This window comes from Jiangella alba (assembly GCF_900106035.1).
GTDB classification, from domain to species: domain Bacteria; phylum Actinomycetota; class Actinomycetes; order Jiangellales; family Jiangellaceae; genus Jiangella; species Jiangella alba.
Genome location: NZ_FNUC01000004.1, coordinates 1,468,575 through 1,487,820, shown reverse-complemented (window position 1 = coordinate 1,487,820; position 19,246 = coordinate 1,468,575). Strand labels below are relative to the sequence as shown.

Sequence of the window (19,246 nt, the reverse complement as noted above, 5' to 3'; positions counted from 1 at the left end):
GTCACAGATCGGTCGACGGGGCGTCGGAGGCCTGCATGGTCAGCGACTCGCCCTCGGCGTTGGTGAGGGTCAGGACGTCGCCGGACACCTCGACGGTGACCTCGCCACTGAGCACGGTCAGCATCGAGCTGTCGATCTGGCCGAGGTCGCCGGAGCAGCCGCGACGGGTGGAGATGAGCGGCTGGAAGGTGATGCTGGCGTCGCTCACCTCGGCCGACCCACTGAAGCCGTTGCAGCCCGTGGAGCCGGTGACGTCGCCGTTCTCGTCGATCTCGAAGTAGGCCTGCGGGTCGGCCGGGCCCGCGATGGTCGCGCCCGCGGCCTGCAGTTCCTCGAGCACCCACCGGCTGCCGACGACCGGCACGGCCGGTTCGGTGGAGCCGTCGGCGCCGGAGTCGCCGGGGACGGCGGTGGTGTCGTCGCCGCTGTCGTTGCCGCCGCAAGCCGCCAGCAGGGCGATGCCGGCCACCGCGGCGAAGGTTCCTAGTCGTCGCATGTCAGTGAGACGGACGCGGGGCCGTCGCCGTTCCTGGGTTGCGCGAAGTTACCGACAAGTAGCACCATGGGGTTACCGGCTGGTAGCAACGGGCTGACGGAGGAAGCGATGAGCCACTACAGGTCCAACCTGCGCGACATCGAGTTCGCGCTGTTCGACGTGTTCGGCAGCGACGCGCAGTTGGGCAGCGGGCGCTACGAGGAGTTCGACGCCGACACGGTGCGCAGCATCCTGGCCGAGGTCGACCGCATGAGCCGCGAGGACCTCGCCGCGTCGTACACCGACTCCGACCGCACGCCGCCCGTCTTCGACCCCGCCGCCCACACCGTCACCGTCCCCGAGGCGTTCCGGCAGAGCTTCGACACCCTGATGGACTCCGAGCTGTGGCGCTTCGCGCTGCCCGAGGGCCTGGGCGGCACGCCGCTGCCGCCGTCGGTGTTCTGGGGCGCCGCCGAGCTGATCCTCGGCGCCAACGCCGCCGCCTGGATGTACGCGTCGGGCCCGTCGTTCGCGAGCGTCATCTGGCGCAACGGCACCGAGGCGCAGCAGCGCATCGCCGAGATCATGATCGACCGCCGCTGGGCCGCCACCATGGTGCTCACCGAGCCCGACGCCGGCTCCGACGTCGGCGCCGGCACCACCAAGGCGCTACCGCAGCCCGACGGCAGCTGGCACATCGAGGGCGTGAAGCGGTTCATCACGTCCGGCGAGCACGACATGAGCGAGAACATCGTCCACCTGGTGCTGGCCCGGCCGGTCGGCGTCGAGGGCGCCGGCGGCCCCGGCACCAAGGGGCTGTCGCTGTTCATCGTGCCGAAGATCCGCTTCGACCCCGAGACCGGCGAGCTGGGCGAGCGCAACGGCGTCTACGCCACCAATGTCGAGAAGAAGATGGGCCTCAAGGTCTCGACGACCTGCGAGCTCACCTTCGGCGACGGCGAGCCGGCGACGGGCTGGCTGCTCGGCGACGTCCACGACGGCATCGCGCAGATGTTCCAGGTCATCGAGTACGCCCGCATGATGGTCGGCACGAAGGCCATCGCCACCCTCTCGTCGGGCTACCTCAACGCGCTCGACTACGCCAAGGAGCGGGTCCAGGGCGCCGACCTCACCCGGGCCACCGACAAGTCGGCGCCGCGCGTCACCATCACCCACCACCCCGACGTCCGCCGCTCGCTGATGACGCAGAAGGCGCACGCCGAGGGCATGCGGGCGCTGGTGCTCTACACCGCCACCATGCAGGACGCCGTCGCGGCCGCGGCCGCACGTGGCGAGACCGACGCCAACGCCGAGCGGGTCAACGACCTGCTGCTGCCGATCGTCAAGGGATACGGGTCGGAGCGGTCGTGGGTGCTGCTGGGCTCCGAGTCGCTGCAGACCTTCGGCGGCTCGGGCTTCCTGCAGGACTACCCGCTCGAGCAGTACGTCCGCGACGCCAAGATCGACACCCTGTACGAGGGCACCACGGCCATCCAGGGCCAGGACTTCTTCTTCCGCAAGATCGTCCGCGACAACGGGCAGGCCCTCGGCTGGATCTCGCAGCAGGTCCAGCAGACCATCGACGACGAGCTCGGCGGCGGGCGGCTGAAGGTCGAGCGGGAGCTGCTGGCCAAGGCGCTGGCCGACGTCCAGGGCATCCTCGGCACCATGGTCGGCTTCCTGATGTCCGCCGACGAGCGCACCGAGGGCGGCGACGTCCGCAACGTCTACAAGGTCGGCCAGAACACCACCCGGCTGCTGCTGGCCGCCGGCGACCTCGTGGTGGCCTGGCTGCTGCTGCGCCAGGCCGCCGTGGCGCTGACCAAGCTCGACGGTGAGGTGTCGGCCAAGGACCAGGCGTTCTACGACGGCAAGGTGGCGGCCGCGCAGTTCTTCGCCCGGCAGGTGCTGCCCCGGCTGGCGGCCGAGCGGGCCGTGGCCGAGGCCACCGACAACGCGCTGATGGACCTCGACGAGGCCGCCTTCTGACCCGTCGCCCACGCGGCTGACCGCCGCCCCCGCACGTCGGCCCTCGGACCGTACCACCCACGGTCCGAGGGCCGTCGCCATGCCGGACCCGATATTGGCAAGTAGATTTGCCGTCAAGTCTTGACTGGCAAACTCTCTTGCCGAATGCTGTCTCCATGACGTTGCAGGAGCGCCTCGCCGAGCACGCCGGCCGCCTGACCCAGGCCGACCGGCAGCTGCTCGAGGTGGTCCTGTCGCACCCTACGGAGGCCGCGTTCCTGCCGGCCGGCGAGGTCGCCGGGCGGGCGGGCGTCCACCAGGCCACCGCCACGAAGCTGGCCCAGAAGCTGGGCTACCCCGGCTACCCGGCGCTGCGTGAGGCGCTCCAGCACGACCTCCTGGGCGGCGCCACCCCGGCCGAGCGGGTCCGCCGCCGCCTCGAGCACGCCGGCGCCGACGGGCCGCTGGAGTCGTTGATCGCCGACGAGATCGCGGCGCTGCACGACCTGCCGCGGCACGTGTCGCAGGACGCCGTCGACGCCGCCGCCCGGCTGATCCTGGGGGCCGGGCACGTCTACGTCTACGGCCGTGGCAACGCCACGGTCCTGGTCGAGCTCCTGCACCGGCGGCTGCGCCGGTACGGCCTGCGCTCGACCCCGCTGCCGACCTCCGGCCGGGACCTCGCCGAACACCTGGTCGGCCTGCGCGAGGGCGACGTGGTCGTGGCCTTCGCCTTCCTGAATCCACCTCGCCACCTGTCCGCCGTGCTGGGTCGCGCGCGTTCGGCCGGATCACGATCGCTGCTGATCACCGACACCCTCACGACGCTCGATGAGCGACCCGACCACGTCCTCGCCGCGCCGCGCGGCTCCGGGCGCGAGTTCCAGTCGCTCACCGTGCCCATGGCGGTCACCAACTCCCTGATCCTCACCCTTGCCCGGCTGGAACCCGACCGCACGCTCCAGGCCCTGGAAGACCTCCGGTCTCTGCTGGACCGTCTGGACGAGTGACCACCGGCACGTCCCATCAGGAGCAACGATGCCCCGCACCCGCACGGCCCTGACGTTCGCCGCCCCACTCGCTCTGGCCCTCACCGCCTGCGGAGGCGGCACCCCCGACTCCGCCGAACCCGCCGCGCCGGCCACCGCCGACGCCCTCGACGACGCCTCGGCCGACGAGCTCTACGAGCAGGCCCAGGAGGAGGGCAGCGTCGTCGTCTACTCCTTCACCTCGCGGATCGCCGAGGTCGAGACGGCGTTCGAGGCCGCCTATCCCGGCGTCGACCTGGTCGGCAACGACATCTCCGCGACCGAGCAGATCGCCCGGATCAAGGCCGAGGCGCAGGCCGGGACGCCCGGCGCCGACGTCGCCTACCTGTCCGACGCGCCCGTCGTCCTGACCGAACTGGTCGAGGCCGGGCTGCTGCACGGCTACGTCCCGCCGCGCCTGGACGACGTCGTCCCCGACCGGTATCGCGAGCCGCTGCTGGCCCAGCGGCTGTCCACCAAGGTGCTCATGTACAACGAGGACGCCCATCCGGACGGACCGCCGGTGAGCAACCTCTGGGAGCTCACCCAGCCGGAGTGGACCGGCCGCGTCGTCATGGTCGACCCCGCGGTGCGCGGCGACTATCTCGACCTCGCGACCGAGCTGACGCTCCGGTCGGACGAGCTGGCGGCCGCCTACCAGGACCTCACCGGCACCGAACTGCAGCTCGACGACGGCGTGCCCGACGCCGGGAGCCAGTGGCTCCAGGATCTCTACGAGAACGACGTGGTGCTGGTCGACGACACCGACAACGTCAACGCCGCGGTCGGCCAGATCGGCCAGGACGCCCCGCCGGTCGGCTTCACCTCCTACTCCGACCGCCGCGACAACGAGGACGAGGGCTGGGCCCTGCAGGTGGCGACGGACGTCGCACCGGCCAACGGCATCGCCTTCCCGGCGCTGCTCGGCATCGTCGACGGCGCCGAGCACCCGGCCGCGGCCCGGCTGCTGATCGACTTCCTCATGGGCGACGACACCGAGACCGGCGGCCCCGGCTTCGAACCGTTCTACGTCGCCGGCGACTATCCGGTCCGCACCGACGTCGTGCCGCCCGCCGACGCGGTCGCGCTGGACGACCTCGGCGCCTGGATCATCGACCCGGCGGCCGTGGCCGAGCGCCGCGCCGAGGTCGCCGACTTCCTGCTCACCCTCGGCTGACCGTGGCGGTCACGTCGCGGCCGCCGGCGCCGCCCGCTCCGCCGCCGCCGGGGCGGGGTGGGGCGGGCGGGCGGCTCTGGCGCGGGCTGACCCTGCTGCGCTCGCCGGTCGTGCTGCTCGGCACGGTGACGGCGGTCGTCCTCGCCGTCCTGGTGGTGGCGCCGCTGGCCGGCCTCGTGGCCACCACGCTGCGCCCCGACGGGCTGACGGCCTGGGGCGACGTCCTGGCCAGCCCGCTGTCGCGCAACCTGTTCTACGAGCCCCTGACGAACTCGCTGGTCATCGGGTTCGCCACCGCCGCGGGCTCGATCATCCTGGGCGGCGGCCTGGCCTGGCTGGTCGTCATGACCGACGTCCGGTTCAAGAAGACCATCGGCCTGCTGGCGTCGATCCCGTTCGCCCTGCCCAGCTTCGCGCTGGCCCTGGCGTGGGAGACGGTCTTCCGCAACGACCGCATCGGCGGGCGGGTCGGCCTATTGCACGGGCTCGGACTCGACGTGCCCGACTGGCTCGCCTGGGGCGCGCTGCCGATCAGCGCCACCCTCGTCGCCCACTACTACGCGCTCACCTTCGTCTTGGTCGCCGCCGCGCTGGCCGGCGTCAAGGGCGACCTGCTGGAGGCCGGCGAGGTGGCCGGCGCCAGCCGGGCGCGCGTGGCGGTGTCGATCGCGCTGCCGGTGGTGATGCCGGCGCTGGTGTCGTCGGCGCTGCTGGCCTTCGCCGAGGGCGTCAGCAACTTCGCCAGCCCCGCCCTGCTCGGGCTGCCGGTGCGCTACCAGACGCTGTCGACGCGCCTGTACGGCTCCATCTCGACCGGGCAGGTGGAGCGCGGCTACGTGCTGAGCCTGCTGCTGATCGCCGTGGCGGCGATCGTGCTGTTCCTGAGCACGCGGCTGGTGGACGGGCGGCGCTCGTACGCCACCATCACCGGCAAGGGCGGACGGCGGCGCACGCTGGAGCTGGGCCGGTACCGCCCCGCGGCCGCCGGTTTCGCGCTGACCGCCGTGGCGCTGACGACCGTGCTGCCGGCCGTCGTGCTGCTGCTGTCCAGCTTCGCCCGGCGCACCAACTCCCTGACCGACGGATTCACGCTGCACTTCTGGACCGGCGCGTCCGACCCGGCGTTCGCGCAGGGACAGCGCGGCGTCCTGCGCAACCCGCAGGTGATCGAGGCCGCCGCCACCACCGTCCTGCTCGGGCTGGCCGTCGCCGCGGCCGCCACCGTCCTCGGCCTGGCCGTCGGCTACGTCGTCACCCGGCTGCGCGGCGCGCCGCTGGTCACCCAGGCGCTGACGCTGCTGTCGTTCCTGCCCTTCCTCATCCCGGGCATCGCCCTGGGCGCCGCGTTCATCGCCCAGTTCGGCCGCCCGATCGGGCCGCTGCCGGCGCTCTACGGCACCTTCGCCATCCTCGTCATCGCGGGCGCGGCCTACACGCTGCCGTTCGCGGCGCAGTCCGGGCGCAGCTCGGTCGGGCAGATCTCCGGCGAGCTGGAGGAGTCCGCCGTCATGGCCGGCGCGGGCATGACCCGGCGGCTCGGCCGCATCGTGGTCCCGCTGGCCGCCCGCGGCCTGCTGGCCGGCGGCGTCCTCGTCTTCGTCAAGATGGTCCGCGACCTCTCCCTGGTCGTCCTGCTGGTGACGCCCGCGACGCCGCTGCTGTCGGTCGTCACGTACCGCTACGCCTCCGAGGGCTTCGCCCAGTTCGCCAACGCCATCACCGTGATCATCGCCGCCATCTCGGTCGGCGCGACCGTGCTCGCACGCCGTCTGCAAGGGGCGGCCCAACCCTGGGTGGAACGATGAACCACGCGCTGCGCTCCGACACGCCGCCGGCCACCGAGCCCGGCACGTCCACCGGCCCTGCGATCGAACTCGTCGGCCTGCGCCGCGACTACGGCGACACCGCCGCCGTCGACGGCATCGACCTGTCCGTGCCGGTCGGCTCGTTCCTCGTGCTGCTCGGCCCGTCCGGCTGCGGCAAGACGACGACGCTGCGGATGCTCGCCGGGCTGGAGAGCCCCACCGGCGGCGAGATCAGGCTCGGCGGCCGCACCGTCGCCAGCGGGCAGCGCGGCGTCACCGTCCCGCCGGGCCGGCGCGGCGCCGGCCTGGTGTTCCAGAGCTACGCGCTGTGGCCGCACATGACCGTCCGGCGCAACGTCGAATGGCCGCTGAAGATCGCCAAGCTGGACAAGGCGCGGCGGACCCAGCGCGCCGCCGACGTGCTGCGCCTGCTCGACATCGCGGAGCTGGCCGGACGCTATCCGGGCGAGATCTCCGGCGGCCAGCAGCAACGCGTCGCCATCGCCCGCATGCTGGCGCCGGAGCCGGCCATCCTGCTGTTCGACGAGCCGCTGTCCAACCTGGACGCCAAGCTGCGGGTCGAGACCCGCGCCGAACTGCTGCGCATCCACCGGGCCACCGGCGCCACCAGCGTCTACGTCACCCACGACCAGGTCGAGGCGATGACGATGGCGAGCCACGTGGCGCTGATGCGGCACGGCCGGATCGAGCAGTTCGGGTCGCCGGCGGACCTGCTGCGCCGGCCGGCCAGCGCGTTCGTCGCGGCGTTCGTCGGCACGCCGCCGGCCAACGTCCTGGCCGCCGTCGTCGCCCGCGGCCGCTTCCAGCGCGACGGCGTCGACCTCGGGCCGAGCCCGCTGCCGGACGGGACGGCGGTGCGGCTGATGTACCGGGCCGAGTCGCTGACGCTGGACCCGGCCGGCGCCCTGGAGATCGAGGTGATCGAGTCCAGCCCGCTGGCCGGACGGTGGCTGCTCTCCGGCACCAGCGGCGGCGACCGCGTCACCGTCGTCGAGGACGAGGAGCCGACGGCGGCCCTCGGCAGCCTGGCGCGGGTGCGCGTGCCGGACCGCCCGGACGCGGTCTTCGACCCCGGCGGCGCGCGGATGGAGACCGCATGACGATGCTGCTGCTGGTCCGCCACGGCGAGACCGACTGGAACGCCGAGCGCCGGCTGCAGGGCCGTGAGGACCGTCCGCTGTCGGCGCGCGGACGCGGCCAGGCCAGGGCGCTCGCGCCGTACGTGGCGCGCTACCGGCCCGATCACGTCACCTGCTCGCCGCTGCTGCGCACCCAGCAGACGGCGCAGCTGCTCGGCGTCACCGTCAGCGGGCTGGATCCGCGCTGGCAGGAGGCCGACCTCGGCGCCTGGACCGGGCGGACCCACGAGGAGCTGGTCGCCACCGGCGACGGCGGGTACGCCGCCTGGCGCGCGGGGTCCTACCTGCCGCCCGGCGCGGAGCCGCTGACGGCGCTGCGGCTGCGGGTCGCCGCGGCGATCGAGGACCTCGTCGCCGCCGGCGGGGTGCACCTCGTGGTGACGCACGGCGGTCCGATCCGGGCCGCCTGCCAGACGCTGGTGGCGCTCGAGCCGGCCGCGCTGGTGCCGGTGCCACCGGGCAGCCTGACCGTCTTCGACCTCGGCGGCCCGCGGCCGCGGCTGCGCGCCTTCAACGTCGCGCCGGGGCCGGAGGAGGTGGGCGACAGCACCGACTGACGGTCCGAAGTCGGTTGACCGCGCCTTCGCGCTCCTCGTATTCTGTTATGCAGATAGCAGTTTCCGAATGGCGGAATTTTGAGGAGCGCGACGATGGCGGGTATCGAGGTCACCGGTCCGATGCACGAGCGGTTCGACGAGGTGCTCACGCCGTCCGCGCTGGCGCTGATCGAGCGGCTGCACCGCGAGCTGAACCCGCGCCGGCTCGAGCTGCTGCGCCGTCGCGCCGAACGGAGCGCCGCCATCGCCGCCGGCGCGGACCTCGACTTCCTCGCCGAGACCAAGGACATCCGCGAGGACGACTCGTGGCGGGTCGCGCCGCCGGCGCCGGGCCTGGAGGACCGCCGGGTCGAGATCACCGGCCCCACCGACCGCAAGATGACCATCAACGCGCTCAACTCCGGCGCCAAGGTGTGGCTGGCCGACCAGGAGGACGCCAACACGCCGCTGTGGGAGAACGTCGTCCAGGGGCAGCTGAACCTGAGCGACGCCATCGACGGCACCATCGAGTTCACCAACCCCGGCGGCAAGCACTACGCGCTGCGCACCGACCAGCCACTGGCCACCATCGTCGTCCGCCCCCGCGGCTGGCACCTGCCGGAGAAGCACATCACTGTCGACGGCGAGCCGACGTCGGGCGGGCTGGTCGACTTCGCGCTGTACCTCGCCACCAGCGGGCAGAAGCAGCTCGACCGCGGCCAGGGGCCCTACTTCTACCTGCCGAAGATGGAGAGCCACCTCGAGGCGCGGCTGTGGAACGACGCGTTCGTCATCGGCCAGGACGCGCTGGGCATCCCGCGCGGCACCATCCGCGCGACCGTCCTCATCGAGACCTACCCGGCGGCGTTCGAGATGGAGGAGATCCTCTACGAGCTGCGCGAGCACTCGGCCGGCCTCAACGCCGGGCGCTGGGACTACATGTTCAGCGTCATCAAGACCCACCGCACCCGCGGCACCGACTTCGTGCTGCCCGACCGCAACTCCGTCACCATGACGGTCCCGTTCATGCGCGCCTACACCGAGCTGCTGGTGCGCAGCTGCCACAAGCGCGGGGCGCACGCCGTCGGTGGCATGGCGGCGTTCATCCCGTCGAAGGATCCGGAGATCAACGAGGCCGCGTTCGCCAAGGTCCGCGCCGACAAGGAGCGCGAGGCCGGCGACGGCTTCGACGGCTCCTGGGTGGCCCATCCGGGCATGGTCGAGGTCTGCCGCGACGCGTTCACCGCCGTCCTCGGCGACCGGCCGAACCAGATCTCCCGCACCCGCGACGACGTCCACGTCACCGCCGCCCAGCTCCTCGACGTCGCGTCCACGCCGGGCGACGTCACGGAGGCCGGCCTGCGCGGCAACATCTCCGTCGGCATCCAGTACCTCGCGGCCTGGCTGGGCGGCCTCGGCGCCGTCGGCATCAACAACCTCATGGAGGACGCCGCGACCGCCGAGATCAGCCGCAGCCAGGTCTGGCAGTGGCTGCACAACGGCGTCGAACTCGCCGACGGCCAGCGGGTCACCCGCGAGCTCGTCGAGCGGCTGATCGACGAGGAGTGCACGGCCATCGGCGCCGACTTCAGCGGCGGCCACTGGGCCGAGGCCCGGGCCACCTTCACCGACCTGGCCCTCGCCGACCACTACACCGACTTCCTCACCCTGCCCGCCTACGAGCGGATGCCCTGATCGCGACCCGGCCGCATACATTGTGGCCGGGTATGATGGGCCACATGAGCGACAGCGCAGGTCGCGACGAGGCGGCCGAGCTCCTCGCGCTCAGCGACGAGGAGCTCGGCCGGACGATGCGCACGGCGATGACCGATCCGCGACAGCTCGATCCGCCACCCACCACCGACAAGGACGGCAACCCGCTGGCACGGCTCGACCTGAACCGTCCGCCACCCTCGACCGACGACCCCCTCGTGCGGCTCTGCTATGCCCTGCTGGCCGAGCTCCCCGAGCACTGGCAGAAGGCGACGGTCGATGTCGGTGCCGCCGCCGACGAGGTCCGTATGTTCGTCGTCGTCAGGATGCCAGGCGAAGGCCATCACTACCGGAACTTGCACTACCTGCCGGCCGTCGCCGAGGCGGCGGCCGCACTGCGCCGATCCATGTACGAGGCCGGAGGGCGCGGCGCGTGGTACCGCGCCATGATCCAGCTGTACCGCGACGGCACGGCTCTCCCCCACTACCACTTCGACGAAGAGCCGTTCCTCCATTGGGGGCCGGGCGAGGTGGAGCTGCTGCGCCGCGACCACGAGCTCTACCCGCGCGACTCCGAGCACCTGCCCCCCTGGCACCCCGTCAGCCCGACTGAGCCGCCTGCTTGACAGCGGCGCGGCGGCCCAGCAACTCATGCCTGAATTGCCTATCGTCACGCTTTCCGTGACGATAGGCAATATGAACACATCGTTCGAGGACGAGCGCGTCCGCGCGCCCGAGCTGGCAGACTGGCTGCTGTCGCGCGGTCTCGTCGCCGTCACGACCGCTCAGGCAGCGCAGCTCCTCGGTGTGCCCCCGGACCAGGTACGACGCCGCCTCCACGCCCCAGCACGGCGCGGCGAGTGGGTGATGCCGGCCCATGGTCTCTGGATGGCCGTCCATCCGGAGTACCGGACGTGGGGGGCGCCGCCCGGGATCGAGATCGTCGACACCGTCATGCGGCACTTGCACACCGACTACTACGTCGGCTGGCTGTCTGCGGCGGAGATCCATGGAGCCGCTCATCAGGCACCGCAGGTTTTCCAGGTGGCGACGAGCCGGCACATTCGGGCGAAGCAGGTCGGCCGCACGCGGTTCACCTTCATGACCCGCGAATCGGTAGGCGCGGTCCCCGTCATCGAACGACCTACCCGCTCGGGGCACGCGCGGGTCTCGACCCGCGAAGCCACCATCCTCGATGTCGCGGCTGATATCGACATCGCCGGCGGAGTGACCAACGCCGCCACGGTCATCGCCGAGCTCGCGGACGACGACGGCATCGACGTCGGCACTCTCGCCGACCTGGCTCACAACTATCCGGCGGCTGCCGGGCGCCGGGCCGGCTGGGTCCTCGACCGATTCGGGCCCGAGCTGGAACTGGAACCACTGCGAGACGTCGTTCAGAGCAAGGCCACCGCACCGTCGCTGCTGGACGCGGCTGGCCCGACCACCAGCGAACTCGATCGCGACTGGCGTCTCCGGGTCAACCGCGACGTTGAGGTGGATGTCTGATGATCCCGCCGACCGTTGTGACCTCATGGTCGCTCACGCATTCCTGGCCCACGCCCGCACAGGTGGAACAGGATCTGTTGCTCTCGCGGGCGATCTGCGAGATCGCGGCGGATCCCTATCTCGGCGACGAGCTCGTGTTCAGAGGCGGCACCGCGTTCCACAAGCTCCATATGGGCGCCGCCTATCGTTACAGCGAGGATCTCGACTACGTGCGGGCGACTGGCGGCGGCATCCGCGACCTGACGCACGCGCTCACCGAACTGGGTCACTCCTTGGGATACGAGGTGCGCACGCGCATCACCCAGCACCCCAAAGTGCACTGGCGTACCACCTCCGCCGACGGTATCCCTCTGCGGATCAAGATCGAAGTCAACACGCACGAGCGATCCCCGGCGATTCCGCATGTTCGCCGCCGGCATCGAGTCGAGTCGGCGTGGTGGGCCGGCGCCGCAGACGTCCTGACCTTCCAGACCTCCGAACTGGTGGCGACGAAGATCCGGGCGTTGTATCAGCGCTCGAAGGGCCGCGACCTGTTCGACCTGTGGCTCGCCCTGGTCGAGCTCGAGATCCCTCCAACGGAGATTCTCGAGGCCTTCGGGCCATACCGGCCCGACAGTTTCACGTCGGCGCGGGCGATCGCCAATCTGCGCGGCAAGGTCGCGGACAACTCCTTTCGAAGCGATCTCGGACCGTTAGTCGCGCAGATTCCGGACGGCTATGGCATCGACACGGCCGCCGAGCTGATCATCGATCAGCTGCTGTCGCACATCGACTGAGGCGACGACGGCCCGGACAGACCGGGCCGTCGCGCCTCGGGCTCAGCCGGACTGCGCCGCGTGCTTGACGGCCGCGGCGACGGCGGGGGCGACCTCGGGGTCGAAGACCGACGGCACGATGTAGCTGGCGTTCACCTGGTCCGGGCCGACGGCATCGGCGATGGCGCGGGCGGCGGCCAGCATGACGGCGTCGGTGATGCGGTGGGCGCCGGCGTCGAGCATGCCGCGGAAGAAGCCGGGGAAGGCGAGCACGTTGTTGATCTGGTTGGGGAAGTCCGACCGGCCGGTCGCGACGACGGCGGCGTGCTCGCGCGCCGCGATCGGGTCGACCTCGGGGTCGGGGTTGGCCAGCGCGAACACGATGGCGTCCGGCGCCATGGTGGCGACGTCCTCTCCGGTGAGCAGGTTCGGGCCGGACACGCCGATGAAGACGTCGGCGCCGGCCAGCACCTCGCGCAGCGAGCCGGTGGCGGCGCGCGGGTTGGTGTTCTGCGCGATCCAGCGGCGGAACTCGTCGCGGCCCTCGCCGTTCTCGGCGTGGACGGCGCCGCGGCGGTCGCAGGCGACGATGTCGGTGACGCCCTGGGCGGCGAGCAGCCGGATGATCGCGTGGCCGGCCGCGCCGACGCCGCTCACGACCACGCGGACGGAGTCGAGCGACTTCCCGACGACGCGCAGCGCGTTGTAGAGCGCGGCCAGCACCACGATGGCGGTGCCGTGCTGGTCGTCGTGGAAGACGGGGATGTCGAGCAGTTCGCGCAGCCGCGCCTCGATCTCGAAGCAGCGCGGCGCCGCGATGTCCTCCAGGTTGATGCCGCCGTACACCGGCGCCAAAGCTCTGACGATCGAGACGATCTCGTCGGTGTCCTGGGTGTCGAGGCAGACCGGCCACGCGTCGACGCCGGCGAACTGCTTGAACAGCGCCGCCTTGCCCTCCATGACGGGCAGCGCGGCGGCCGGGCCGATGTTGCCCAGGCCGAGCACGGCCGACCCGTCGGTGACGACGGCGACGGTGTTGCGCTTGATGGTGAGCCGGCGGGCGTCCTCGGGGTTCTCGGCGATGGCCAGGCACACCCGGGCCACGCCGGGGGTGTAGGCGCGGGAGAGGTCGTCGCGGTGCTTGAGCGGGACCTTCGGGCTGACCTCGAGCTTGCCGCCGAGGTGGATGAGGAACGTCCGGTCGCTCACCTTCCGGACGGTGACGCCGGCGACCTGCGTCAGCGCCTTGGTGATCGATTCGGCGTGGTCGGAGTCGACGGCGTCGCAGGTGACGTCGACGACCAGGCGGTCGGCGAACGACTCGACGACGTCGAGGGCGGTCAGCGCGCCCCCGGCCGCGCTGACGGCGGCGGCCAGGCCGCTGGTGGCCGTCGACGAGGACGGCGCCTCGACACGGACCGTGATCGCGTATCCCGGGCTGGGCGTTGCCATGCGGTGTCTCCCAATAGTTCTGTATCGCGGACGTTAGTATCTGCTGTGTGGAAACCGAGTCGTCGCGGGCTCGCTCGGGTGGCGTGCAGTCGGTCGAGCGGGCGTTCGGCCTGCTTGAGACCATGGCCGACCACGGCGGCAGCATGGGGTTGTCCCAGCTGGCCACGGCCTCTCAACTGCCACTGCCGACCATCCACCGCATCGTCCGTACCCTCGTCGACCTCGGCTACCTGCGTCAGGAGCCGTCGCGACGATACGCCCTCGGGCCGCGCCTGATCAGGCTCGGCGAGAGCTCCTCGACCATGCTCAGCACGTGGGCACGGCCGCAGCTCACTCACCTGGTCGACGAGCTGGGCGAGTCGGCGAACCTCGCGATGCTCGACGGTGACCAGATCGTATACGTGGCACAGGTGCCCTCGCGGCATTCCATGCGGATGTTCACCGAGGTCGGCCGCCGGGTCTGGCCCCACTGCACCGCCGTCGGCAAGGCCGTGCTGGCCACCCTGCCCGAGCGGACGGTGGGCGAGATGCTGCAGCGCACCGGCATGCCGCAGCAGACCGAGCACACCATCACCGACCCGGCGGCGTTCGGCCGCGAGCTCGCGCTGACGGCCGACCGCGGCTACGCCCTCGACGACGGCGAGCAGGAGCTCGGGGTGCGCTGCGTCGCCGTCGCGGTGCCGGACGCGCCGTCGAGGCTGGGGCTGTCCATCTCCGGGCCGTCGTCGCGGGTCACCGACGACGTCGTCGCCCGCGCCGTCCCGCTGCTGACCCGCGCCGCCCGCGACCTCTCCGAGGAGCTGAACGGGCAGAGCCGGGCCTGACGCGGTCATCGTCGCGCCCGCTCCAGCGCGACGCCGCGGATGGACGCGTCCAGGATCTCGATCGGGTGCACCAGCGGCACGTCCGCGCTGAGGAAGCGGCGCACCTGCAGCAGGCAGCCGGCGTTCGCGGTGGCGATGACGTCCGGCCCGGCCGCCTCGATGTTCGCGGCCTTGCGCCGGCCCAGCTCCTCGGCCATGCGCGGCTGCACCAGGTTGTAGATGCCGGCCGAGCCGCAGCAGATCTCCGCCTCCGCGATGTCGGTGAGCTCGACCCCGGGGACGGCGCGCAGCAGGTCGCGCGGCTGGCGGCGGATCCGCTGCGCGTTCGCCAGGTGGCAGGCGTCGTGGTAGGCGACCTTGGCCTGGACGGGGTGCCGCGGCGCCCGCGGCTCCAGCTCGGCCAGCAGCTCGGTGACGTCGCGGACCGACGCGGCGAAGCGGGCGGCCCGCTCGGCGTAGACGGGGTCGTCGGCCAGCAGGCGGTCGTACTCCTTCATCGACGAGCCGCAGCCGGCGACGTTGACCACCACGACGTCGGCCCGCGCCGTCTCGAACGTGTCGATCAGCCGTCGTGCCCGGGCCGCGGCGTCGTCCTCGAGTCCGGCGTGCAGGTTCAGCGCGCCGCAGCACTGCTGGCTCGGCGGCACGACGACCTCGCAGCCCTCGGCCGCCAGCACCCGCGCCGTCGCCGCGTTGACGTCGCCGAACAGCACCCGCTGCGCACAGCCCTCCAGCAAGGCGACCCGCAGCCGCCGCTCCCCCGCGGCCGGCACGACCGGCGGCGGACGGCGGAACAGCGACCGGACCGGCACCGGCGGCAGCAGGTCCTCGGCGGCGCGCAGCTCGGCCGGCAGCCGGTCGACGAGGCCGAGCCGGTGCGCCAGAGCCCGCAGCCCGAGCCGCCGGTACAGCACGCCGAGCAGCGCGGCGGCCCGCATGCGCGCGGGGTACGGGAACACGGCGAAGATCGCCCGGCGCACCACCCGTTCCCGCCGCGTGCGCGGGACGTGCCGCTCCAGCTGCGGCCGGGTCGCCTCCAGCAGCAGGTCGTACTGGACGCCGGACGGGCAGGCCGGCACGCAGGCCAGGCAGCCCAGGCAGGAGTCGATGTGCCCGGCGATGGTGCGATCCAGCGGGATCTCGCCGCGCTGGGCGAGGTCGATCAGGTAGATCCGGCCGCGCGGCGAGTCCATCTCCTCGCCGTCGACCGCGTACGTCGGGCAGGTGGGCAGGCAGAACCCGCAGTGCACGCACTCGTCCAGCAGCTCGCGCCGCGGCGGCCGGTGCTCGTCGAAGGAACCGGGGGTCAGAACCATGGCGCGAACCTCCCTCGGCCGAGCCGGTCGTCGGGGTCGAAGGCGCGCTTGACGGCGCGCAGGACGGCGACGGCGGACGGCGGCTCGCCCCAGGCGGGCAGCTCGGCACGCAGGCCGTCGGTCCACCGGCAGACGGTGGTCGCCGGGTGGGTGGCGCGCAGCGCGGTGACGACCGCGGCGTGCGCGGCCGCCGTCCCGCCACGCAGCCGGACGGTGTGCGCGCCGGCGAACGGGCTGCTGGTCATCGTCGCGTCGACGGCGTGCTCGGCCGCCGTGCGGGCGACCAGGCCGGCCAGCGACGGCGTGCGGTCCGGTGCCGTGCCGAGGCGGACGACGGTGTCGCCGTCGGCGCCGCGGACCAGCTCGGCGACGACGGACCAGGCGTCGGGCGCCGCCTCGGTGGCGTCCGGCCCGGCGAGGGCGCGGGCCCGTCGCAGCCGGTCCTCGACGCCGCCGGCGGTGCCGTCGAACCGGGCCAGCAGGGTGCCGTCGCACCACTCGACCGCCACGGGTTCCAGCGAGCCGTGGATCAGCCGGCCGCCGAGGTCGAACGCCGTGGCCGCGTCGCACGGGACCGCCAGCGTCGCCGTCGCCGCCGGACGCGGCCGCACCCGCAGCACCACCTCGGCCAGCACGCCGAGCGTGCCGAGCGAACCGTGGAACAGCTTGGCGAGGTCGTAGCCGGCGACGTTCTTGATGACGTGCCCGCCTGAGCGCGCCACCGTGCCGTCGGCCAGCACCACCGTGACGCCGATGACGCAGTCGCGCAGGGCGCCGAACGCGTGCCGTACCGGGCCGGCGTCGGCCGTCGCGATCAGCCCACCGACGGTGCCCGCGCGGGCGGGGTCGAGCGCCACCCACTGGGCGTGCTCGGCCAGCGTCTCCTGCACCGTCGCGAACGGCATGCCGGCCTGCACGGCCACCGTCATGTCCGTCGGGTTGCAGCTGATCAGGCCGTTCAGCGCGGTGGTGTCGAGGACGGCGTCGTGCACCGGCTCGCCGCCCCATGCCGAGGCGCTGCCGGCCCCCGCGACGGCCAGCCGCTCGCGCGCGCTGCCGACGAGCGCGTCGCGGAGCTCGGCCAGCGTCGCCGGCCGGTACGTCGTCGCGGTGCTCATAGCCGCTCGATCACCCCGGCCTCCTCCAGCGGGTGCGGCCGGTACTTCCCCGGCCGCTCGCCGCACAGCCGCGGCGTCGGGAACACCTTGCCTGGGTTGCACAGGCCGTCCGGGTCGAACGCGGCACGCAGCCGGAGCATGGTCGCGAGGTCGTCCTCGCCGAACATCCGCGGCATCGAGCAGGCCTTGTCGGCGCCGATGCCGTGCTCGCCCGACAGCGACCCGCCCAGCTCGACGCACAGCTCGGCGATCTCGGTGGACAGCCGCTCGGCGCGGTCGTGCTCGCCCTCGGCCTCGCTGTAGAGGACCAGCGGGTGCAGGTTGCCGTCGCCGGCGTGGAAGACGTTCGCGACCCGGATGCCGGCGTCGTCGGCCATCGCGGCGATGCGGCCGAGCACCTCGGCCAGCCGCCCGCGCGGCACGACGCCGTCCTGGACGAAGTAGTCGGGGCTGATGCGCCCGACGGCGGCGAACGCGGCCTTGCGCCCCGTCCAGATCAGCGCCCGCTGCTCGGCGTCGGCGGCCACCATGACCTTCGTGCAGCCGTGCTCGCGGCAGATCTGCTGGACCTCGTCGAACTGCTCGGCGATGTCGTCGGGCGGGCCGTCCAGCTCGACCACCAGCGCGGCGACGGTGTCGGGCGTGTAGACGCTCTCGGTGGACGCGGCGACGGCCTGGATGGCGAGGTTGTCGAGCATCTCGATCGCCGCGGGGACGATACCCGCCGCGATGATGCCGGTGACGGCGTCGCCCGCGCCGGCCACCGTCGCGAAGTCGGCCACCATCGTGCGGACGGCGGCCGGCTTGGCCAGCAGCCGCACGGTCACCTGCGTGACGATGCCGAGCGTGCCCTCGGAGCCGATGAACGCGCCGAGCAGGTCGTAGCCGGGCAGTTGCGCGGAGTCGCCGCCGAGCGTGGTGACGGTGCCGTCGGCGAGCACGACCTCGGCTGCCAGCACGTGGTTGACGGTGAAGCCGTACTTCAGGCAGTGCGCGCCGCCGGAGTTCTCCGCGACGTTGCCGCCGATGGTGCAGACCTGCTGGCTGGACGGGTCCGGCGCGTAGTACAGCCCGTACGGCGCCGCCGCCCGGCTGATGTCGAGGTTCGTGACGCCGGGCTCGACGACGGCGCGCAGGTTGACGGGGTCGACCTCGACGACGCGGCGCAGCTTCTGCAACGAGATGACGATGCCGTCGGCCACCGGCAGCGCGCCGCCGGACAGCCCCGTCCCCGCGCCACGGGCGACGAACGGCACCCCGTGCCGGGCGCACACGCGGACGGCCGCGGCCACCTCGGCGGCGGACCGTGGCAGCACCACCATGGCCGGCTGGACGCGGTAGCCGGTGAGGCCGTCGCACTCGTAGGTGCGCAGCCGGGCCGGGTCGGTGATGACGTTCGCCCGGCCGAGTGCCTCGGTCAGCTCGGCAGACCAACTCATATTCCGCGATCCGGAAGACGATACCTCACCATACGGATACCCTAGATCCGGCCGCTCGCGGCGGTCAACCAGCCCTGAATGCCCTATAGGATCACGCTGTCGTTTCCGCGTCATTGCCGGGCGGTAAAGCCGCTGGAGCCGCCGCTGATCTGCGCAATTCTCCGCTCGCGACACTCGGGATCGCCCCACCGATCAGATAGGATCTGGCTGGTCGCGCGGAGGGAGTCGCATCGTGTCCACCGGCATCGCCGGCCTCGCACCGCTGAGTCGCACCCACCGCGCCGGACGCACCGCGCCGCACATCCGCGACCTGCTGGAAGAGGCCATCCTGCAGGGCGTGCTGCCACCGGGCGCGCACCTCAACGCCGACGGCCTTGCCAAGCAGCTCGGCATCAGCCACATCCCGGTCCGCGAGGCCCTGCGCGCCCTCGGCGTCGACGGCTGGATCGAGTTCCGGCCACACCAGGGCGCGTTCGTCCGCGGCCGCAGCGAGCAGGAGCTGGCCGACCTCTTCGAGAGCCGCACGCTCCTCGAGGCGCAGGCCGCGGCCCTGGCGGCGGAGCGCCGCACCGGCGAGCAGCTGGCCATCCTCGACGACATCCTCGGCCGGCAGCGGCGCTCCACCGACCCGGTCGAGCTGGCCCGCATCAACGCCGAGTTCCACAGCGCCCTGGCCGACTGCTCGCAGAACACCCTGCTGGCCGGGTTCGTCCGCACGCTGAGCATGCGGGCCCGGTTCTACTTCTCCACCGTCCCGCCGCACCGGCAGGACGGCTCGCGCCGCCAGCACGAGGCGCTGGTCGACGCCATCAGGCGCCGCGACGCCACGGCGGCCGGGCGGCTGGCCCGCGACCACGTGGCCGCCACCCGCCGCGATGTCGAGGCCGGCGCCGGCGCTCCGACGTTCCGATGACACCACCACGTCGGGGGGAGCATCACGTGACGCACGAACTCGCCGTGCCCGTCCGCCT

General features: G+C 72.6%; 17 protein-coding genes. 12 read left to right on the top strand and 5 right to left on the bottom strand.

What is annotated here, in order from left to right:
* Position 1: 1 nt before the first annotated feature.
* Positions 2-496: an META domain-containing protein gene (locus tag BLV02_RS24705; RefSeq protein ID WP_083288207.1), complete on the bottom strand. Its 495-nt coding sequence runs from the start codon at positions 494-496 to the stop codon at positions 2-4.
* Positions 497-604: 108 nt separating this feature from the next.
* Between BLV02_RS24705 and BLV02_RS24700 the strand changes: the two genes are divergently transcribed.
* The 10 genes from BLV02_RS24700 (at position 605) to BLV02_RS24655 (ending at position 12,147) form a co-directional block, all read left to right on the top strand.
* A complete protein-coding gene (locus BLV02_RS24700; RefSeq protein WP_069109162.1) occupies positions 605-2,464 on the top strand; it encodes an acyl-CoA dehydrogenase in 1,860 nt (619 codons plus the stop codon).
* A 155-nt stretch (positions 2,465-2,619) separates the two neighbouring features.
* A complete protein-coding gene (locus tag BLV02_RS24695) occupies positions 2,620-3,453 on the top strand; it encodes a MurR/RpiR family transcriptional regulator (protein WP_069109163.1) in 834 nt (277 codons plus the stop codon).
* 28 nt (positions 3,454-3,481) lie between these two features.
* A complete protein-coding gene (locus tag BLV02_RS24690; protein WP_069109164.1) occupies positions 3,482-4,648 on the top strand; it encodes an ABC transporter substrate-binding protein in 1,167 nt (388 codons plus the stop codon).
* A 2-nt stretch (positions 4,649-4,650) separates the two neighbouring features.
* Positions 4,651-6,453 carry an ABC transporter permease gene (locus BLV02_RS24685; RefSeq protein WP_083288208.1) on the top strand — a complete coding sequence of 601 codons (1,803 nt, stop codon included), beginning with the start codon at positions 4,651-4,653 and terminating at the stop codon, positions 6,451-6,453.
* Positions 6,450-7,574 carry an ABC transporter ATP-binding protein gene (locus BLV02_RS24680; protein ID WP_083288209.1) on the top strand — a complete coding sequence of 375 codons (1,125 nt, stop codon included), beginning with the start codon at positions 6,450-6,452 and terminating at the stop codon, positions 7,572-7,574. The genes BLV02_RS24685 and BLV02_RS24680 overlap by 4 nt, the downstream gene beginning before the upstream one ends.
* Positions 7,571-8,170, top strand: coding sequence for a histidine phosphatase family protein (locus BLV02_RS24675; protein WP_069109165.1), 600 nt, complete (start codon positions 7,571-7,573; stop codon positions 8,168-8,170). Before BLV02_RS24680 ends, BLV02_RS24675 begins: the two co-directional genes overlap by 4 nt.
* A gap of 93 nt (positions 8,171-8,263) precedes the next feature.
* Positions 8,264-9,844: a malate synthase A gene (gene aceB / locus BLV02_RS24670; RefSeq protein WP_069109166.1), complete on the top strand. Its 1,581-nt coding sequence runs from the start codon at positions 8,264-8,266 to the stop codon at positions 9,842-9,844.
* Positions 9,845-9,888: 44 nt separating this feature from the next.
* Complete coding sequence (locus BLV02_RS24665) at positions 9,889-10,488, top strand: hypothetical protein (RefSeq protein WP_069109167.1); 600 nt, start codon at positions 9,889-9,891, stop codon at positions 10,486-10,488.
* A gap of 70 nt (positions 10,489-10,558) precedes the next feature.
* On the top strand, positions 10,559-11,371 hold the full coding sequence (locus BLV02_RS24660) for a type IV toxin-antitoxin system AbiEi family antitoxin domain-containing protein (RefSeq protein WP_069109168.1): 813 nt from the start codon (positions 10,559-10,561) through the stop codon (positions 11,369-11,371).
* Positions 11,371-12,147: a nucleotidyl transferase AbiEii/AbiGii toxin family protein gene (locus BLV02_RS24655; protein WP_069109169.1), complete on the top strand. Its 777-nt coding sequence runs from the start codon at positions 11,371-11,373 to the stop codon at positions 12,145-12,147. Before BLV02_RS24660 ends, BLV02_RS24655 begins: the two co-directional genes overlap by 1 nt.
* A gap of 42 nt (positions 12,148-12,189) precedes the next feature.
* Here BLV02_RS24655 and BLV02_RS24650 read toward each other — a convergent pair whose 3' ends face one another.
* A complete protein-coding gene (locus BLV02_RS24650) occupies positions 12,190-13,578 on the bottom strand; it encodes an NAD-dependent malic enzyme (protein WP_069109170.1) in 1,389 nt (462 codons plus the stop codon).
* A 47-nt stretch (positions 13,579-13,625) separates the two neighbouring features.
* On the opposite strand from BLV02_RS24650, the gene BLV02_RS24645 reads away from it, so the two are divergent.
* A complete protein-coding gene (locus tag BLV02_RS24645) occupies positions 13,626-14,402 on the top strand; it encodes an IclR family transcriptional regulator (RefSeq protein WP_074946650.1) in 777 nt (258 codons plus the stop codon).
* 5 nt (positions 14,403-14,407) lie between these two features.
* Here the strand turns inward: BLV02_RS24645 and BLV02_RS24640 are convergent, their stop codons facing one another.
* The 3 genes from BLV02_RS24640 to BLV02_RS24630 are packed head-to-tail and all read right to left on the bottom strand — an operon-like array spanning position 14,408 to position 18,275.
* Positions 14,408-15,718, bottom strand: a complete 1,311-nt coding sequence (locus BLV02_RS24640) for a (Fe-S)-binding protein (protein ID WP_069109172.1) — start codon at positions 15,716-15,718, stop codon at positions 14,408-14,410.
* On the bottom strand, positions 15,709-16,836 hold the full coding sequence (locus tag BLV02_RS24635; protein ID WP_069109173.1) for an FAD-binding oxidoreductase: 1,128 nt from the start codon (positions 16,834-16,836) through the stop codon (positions 15,709-15,711). The genes BLV02_RS24640 and BLV02_RS24635 overlap by 10 nt, the downstream gene beginning before the upstream one ends.
* Positions 16,833-18,275, bottom strand: coding sequence for an FAD-linked oxidase C-terminal domain-containing protein (locus BLV02_RS24630; protein WP_069109174.1), 1,443 nt, complete (start codon positions 18,273-18,275; stop codon positions 16,833-16,835). Before BLV02_RS24630 ends, BLV02_RS24635 begins: the two co-directional genes overlap by 4 nt.
* 232 nt (positions 18,276-18,507) lie before the next feature.
* Between BLV02_RS24630 and BLV02_RS24625 the strand changes: the two genes are divergently transcribed.
* Positions 18,508-19,188, top strand: a complete 681-nt coding sequence (locus tag BLV02_RS24625; protein WP_141711354.1) for a GntR family transcriptional regulator — start codon at positions 18,508-18,510, stop codon at positions 19,186-19,188.
* The last annotated feature ends 58 nt before the right edge of the window (positions 19,189-19,246 follow it).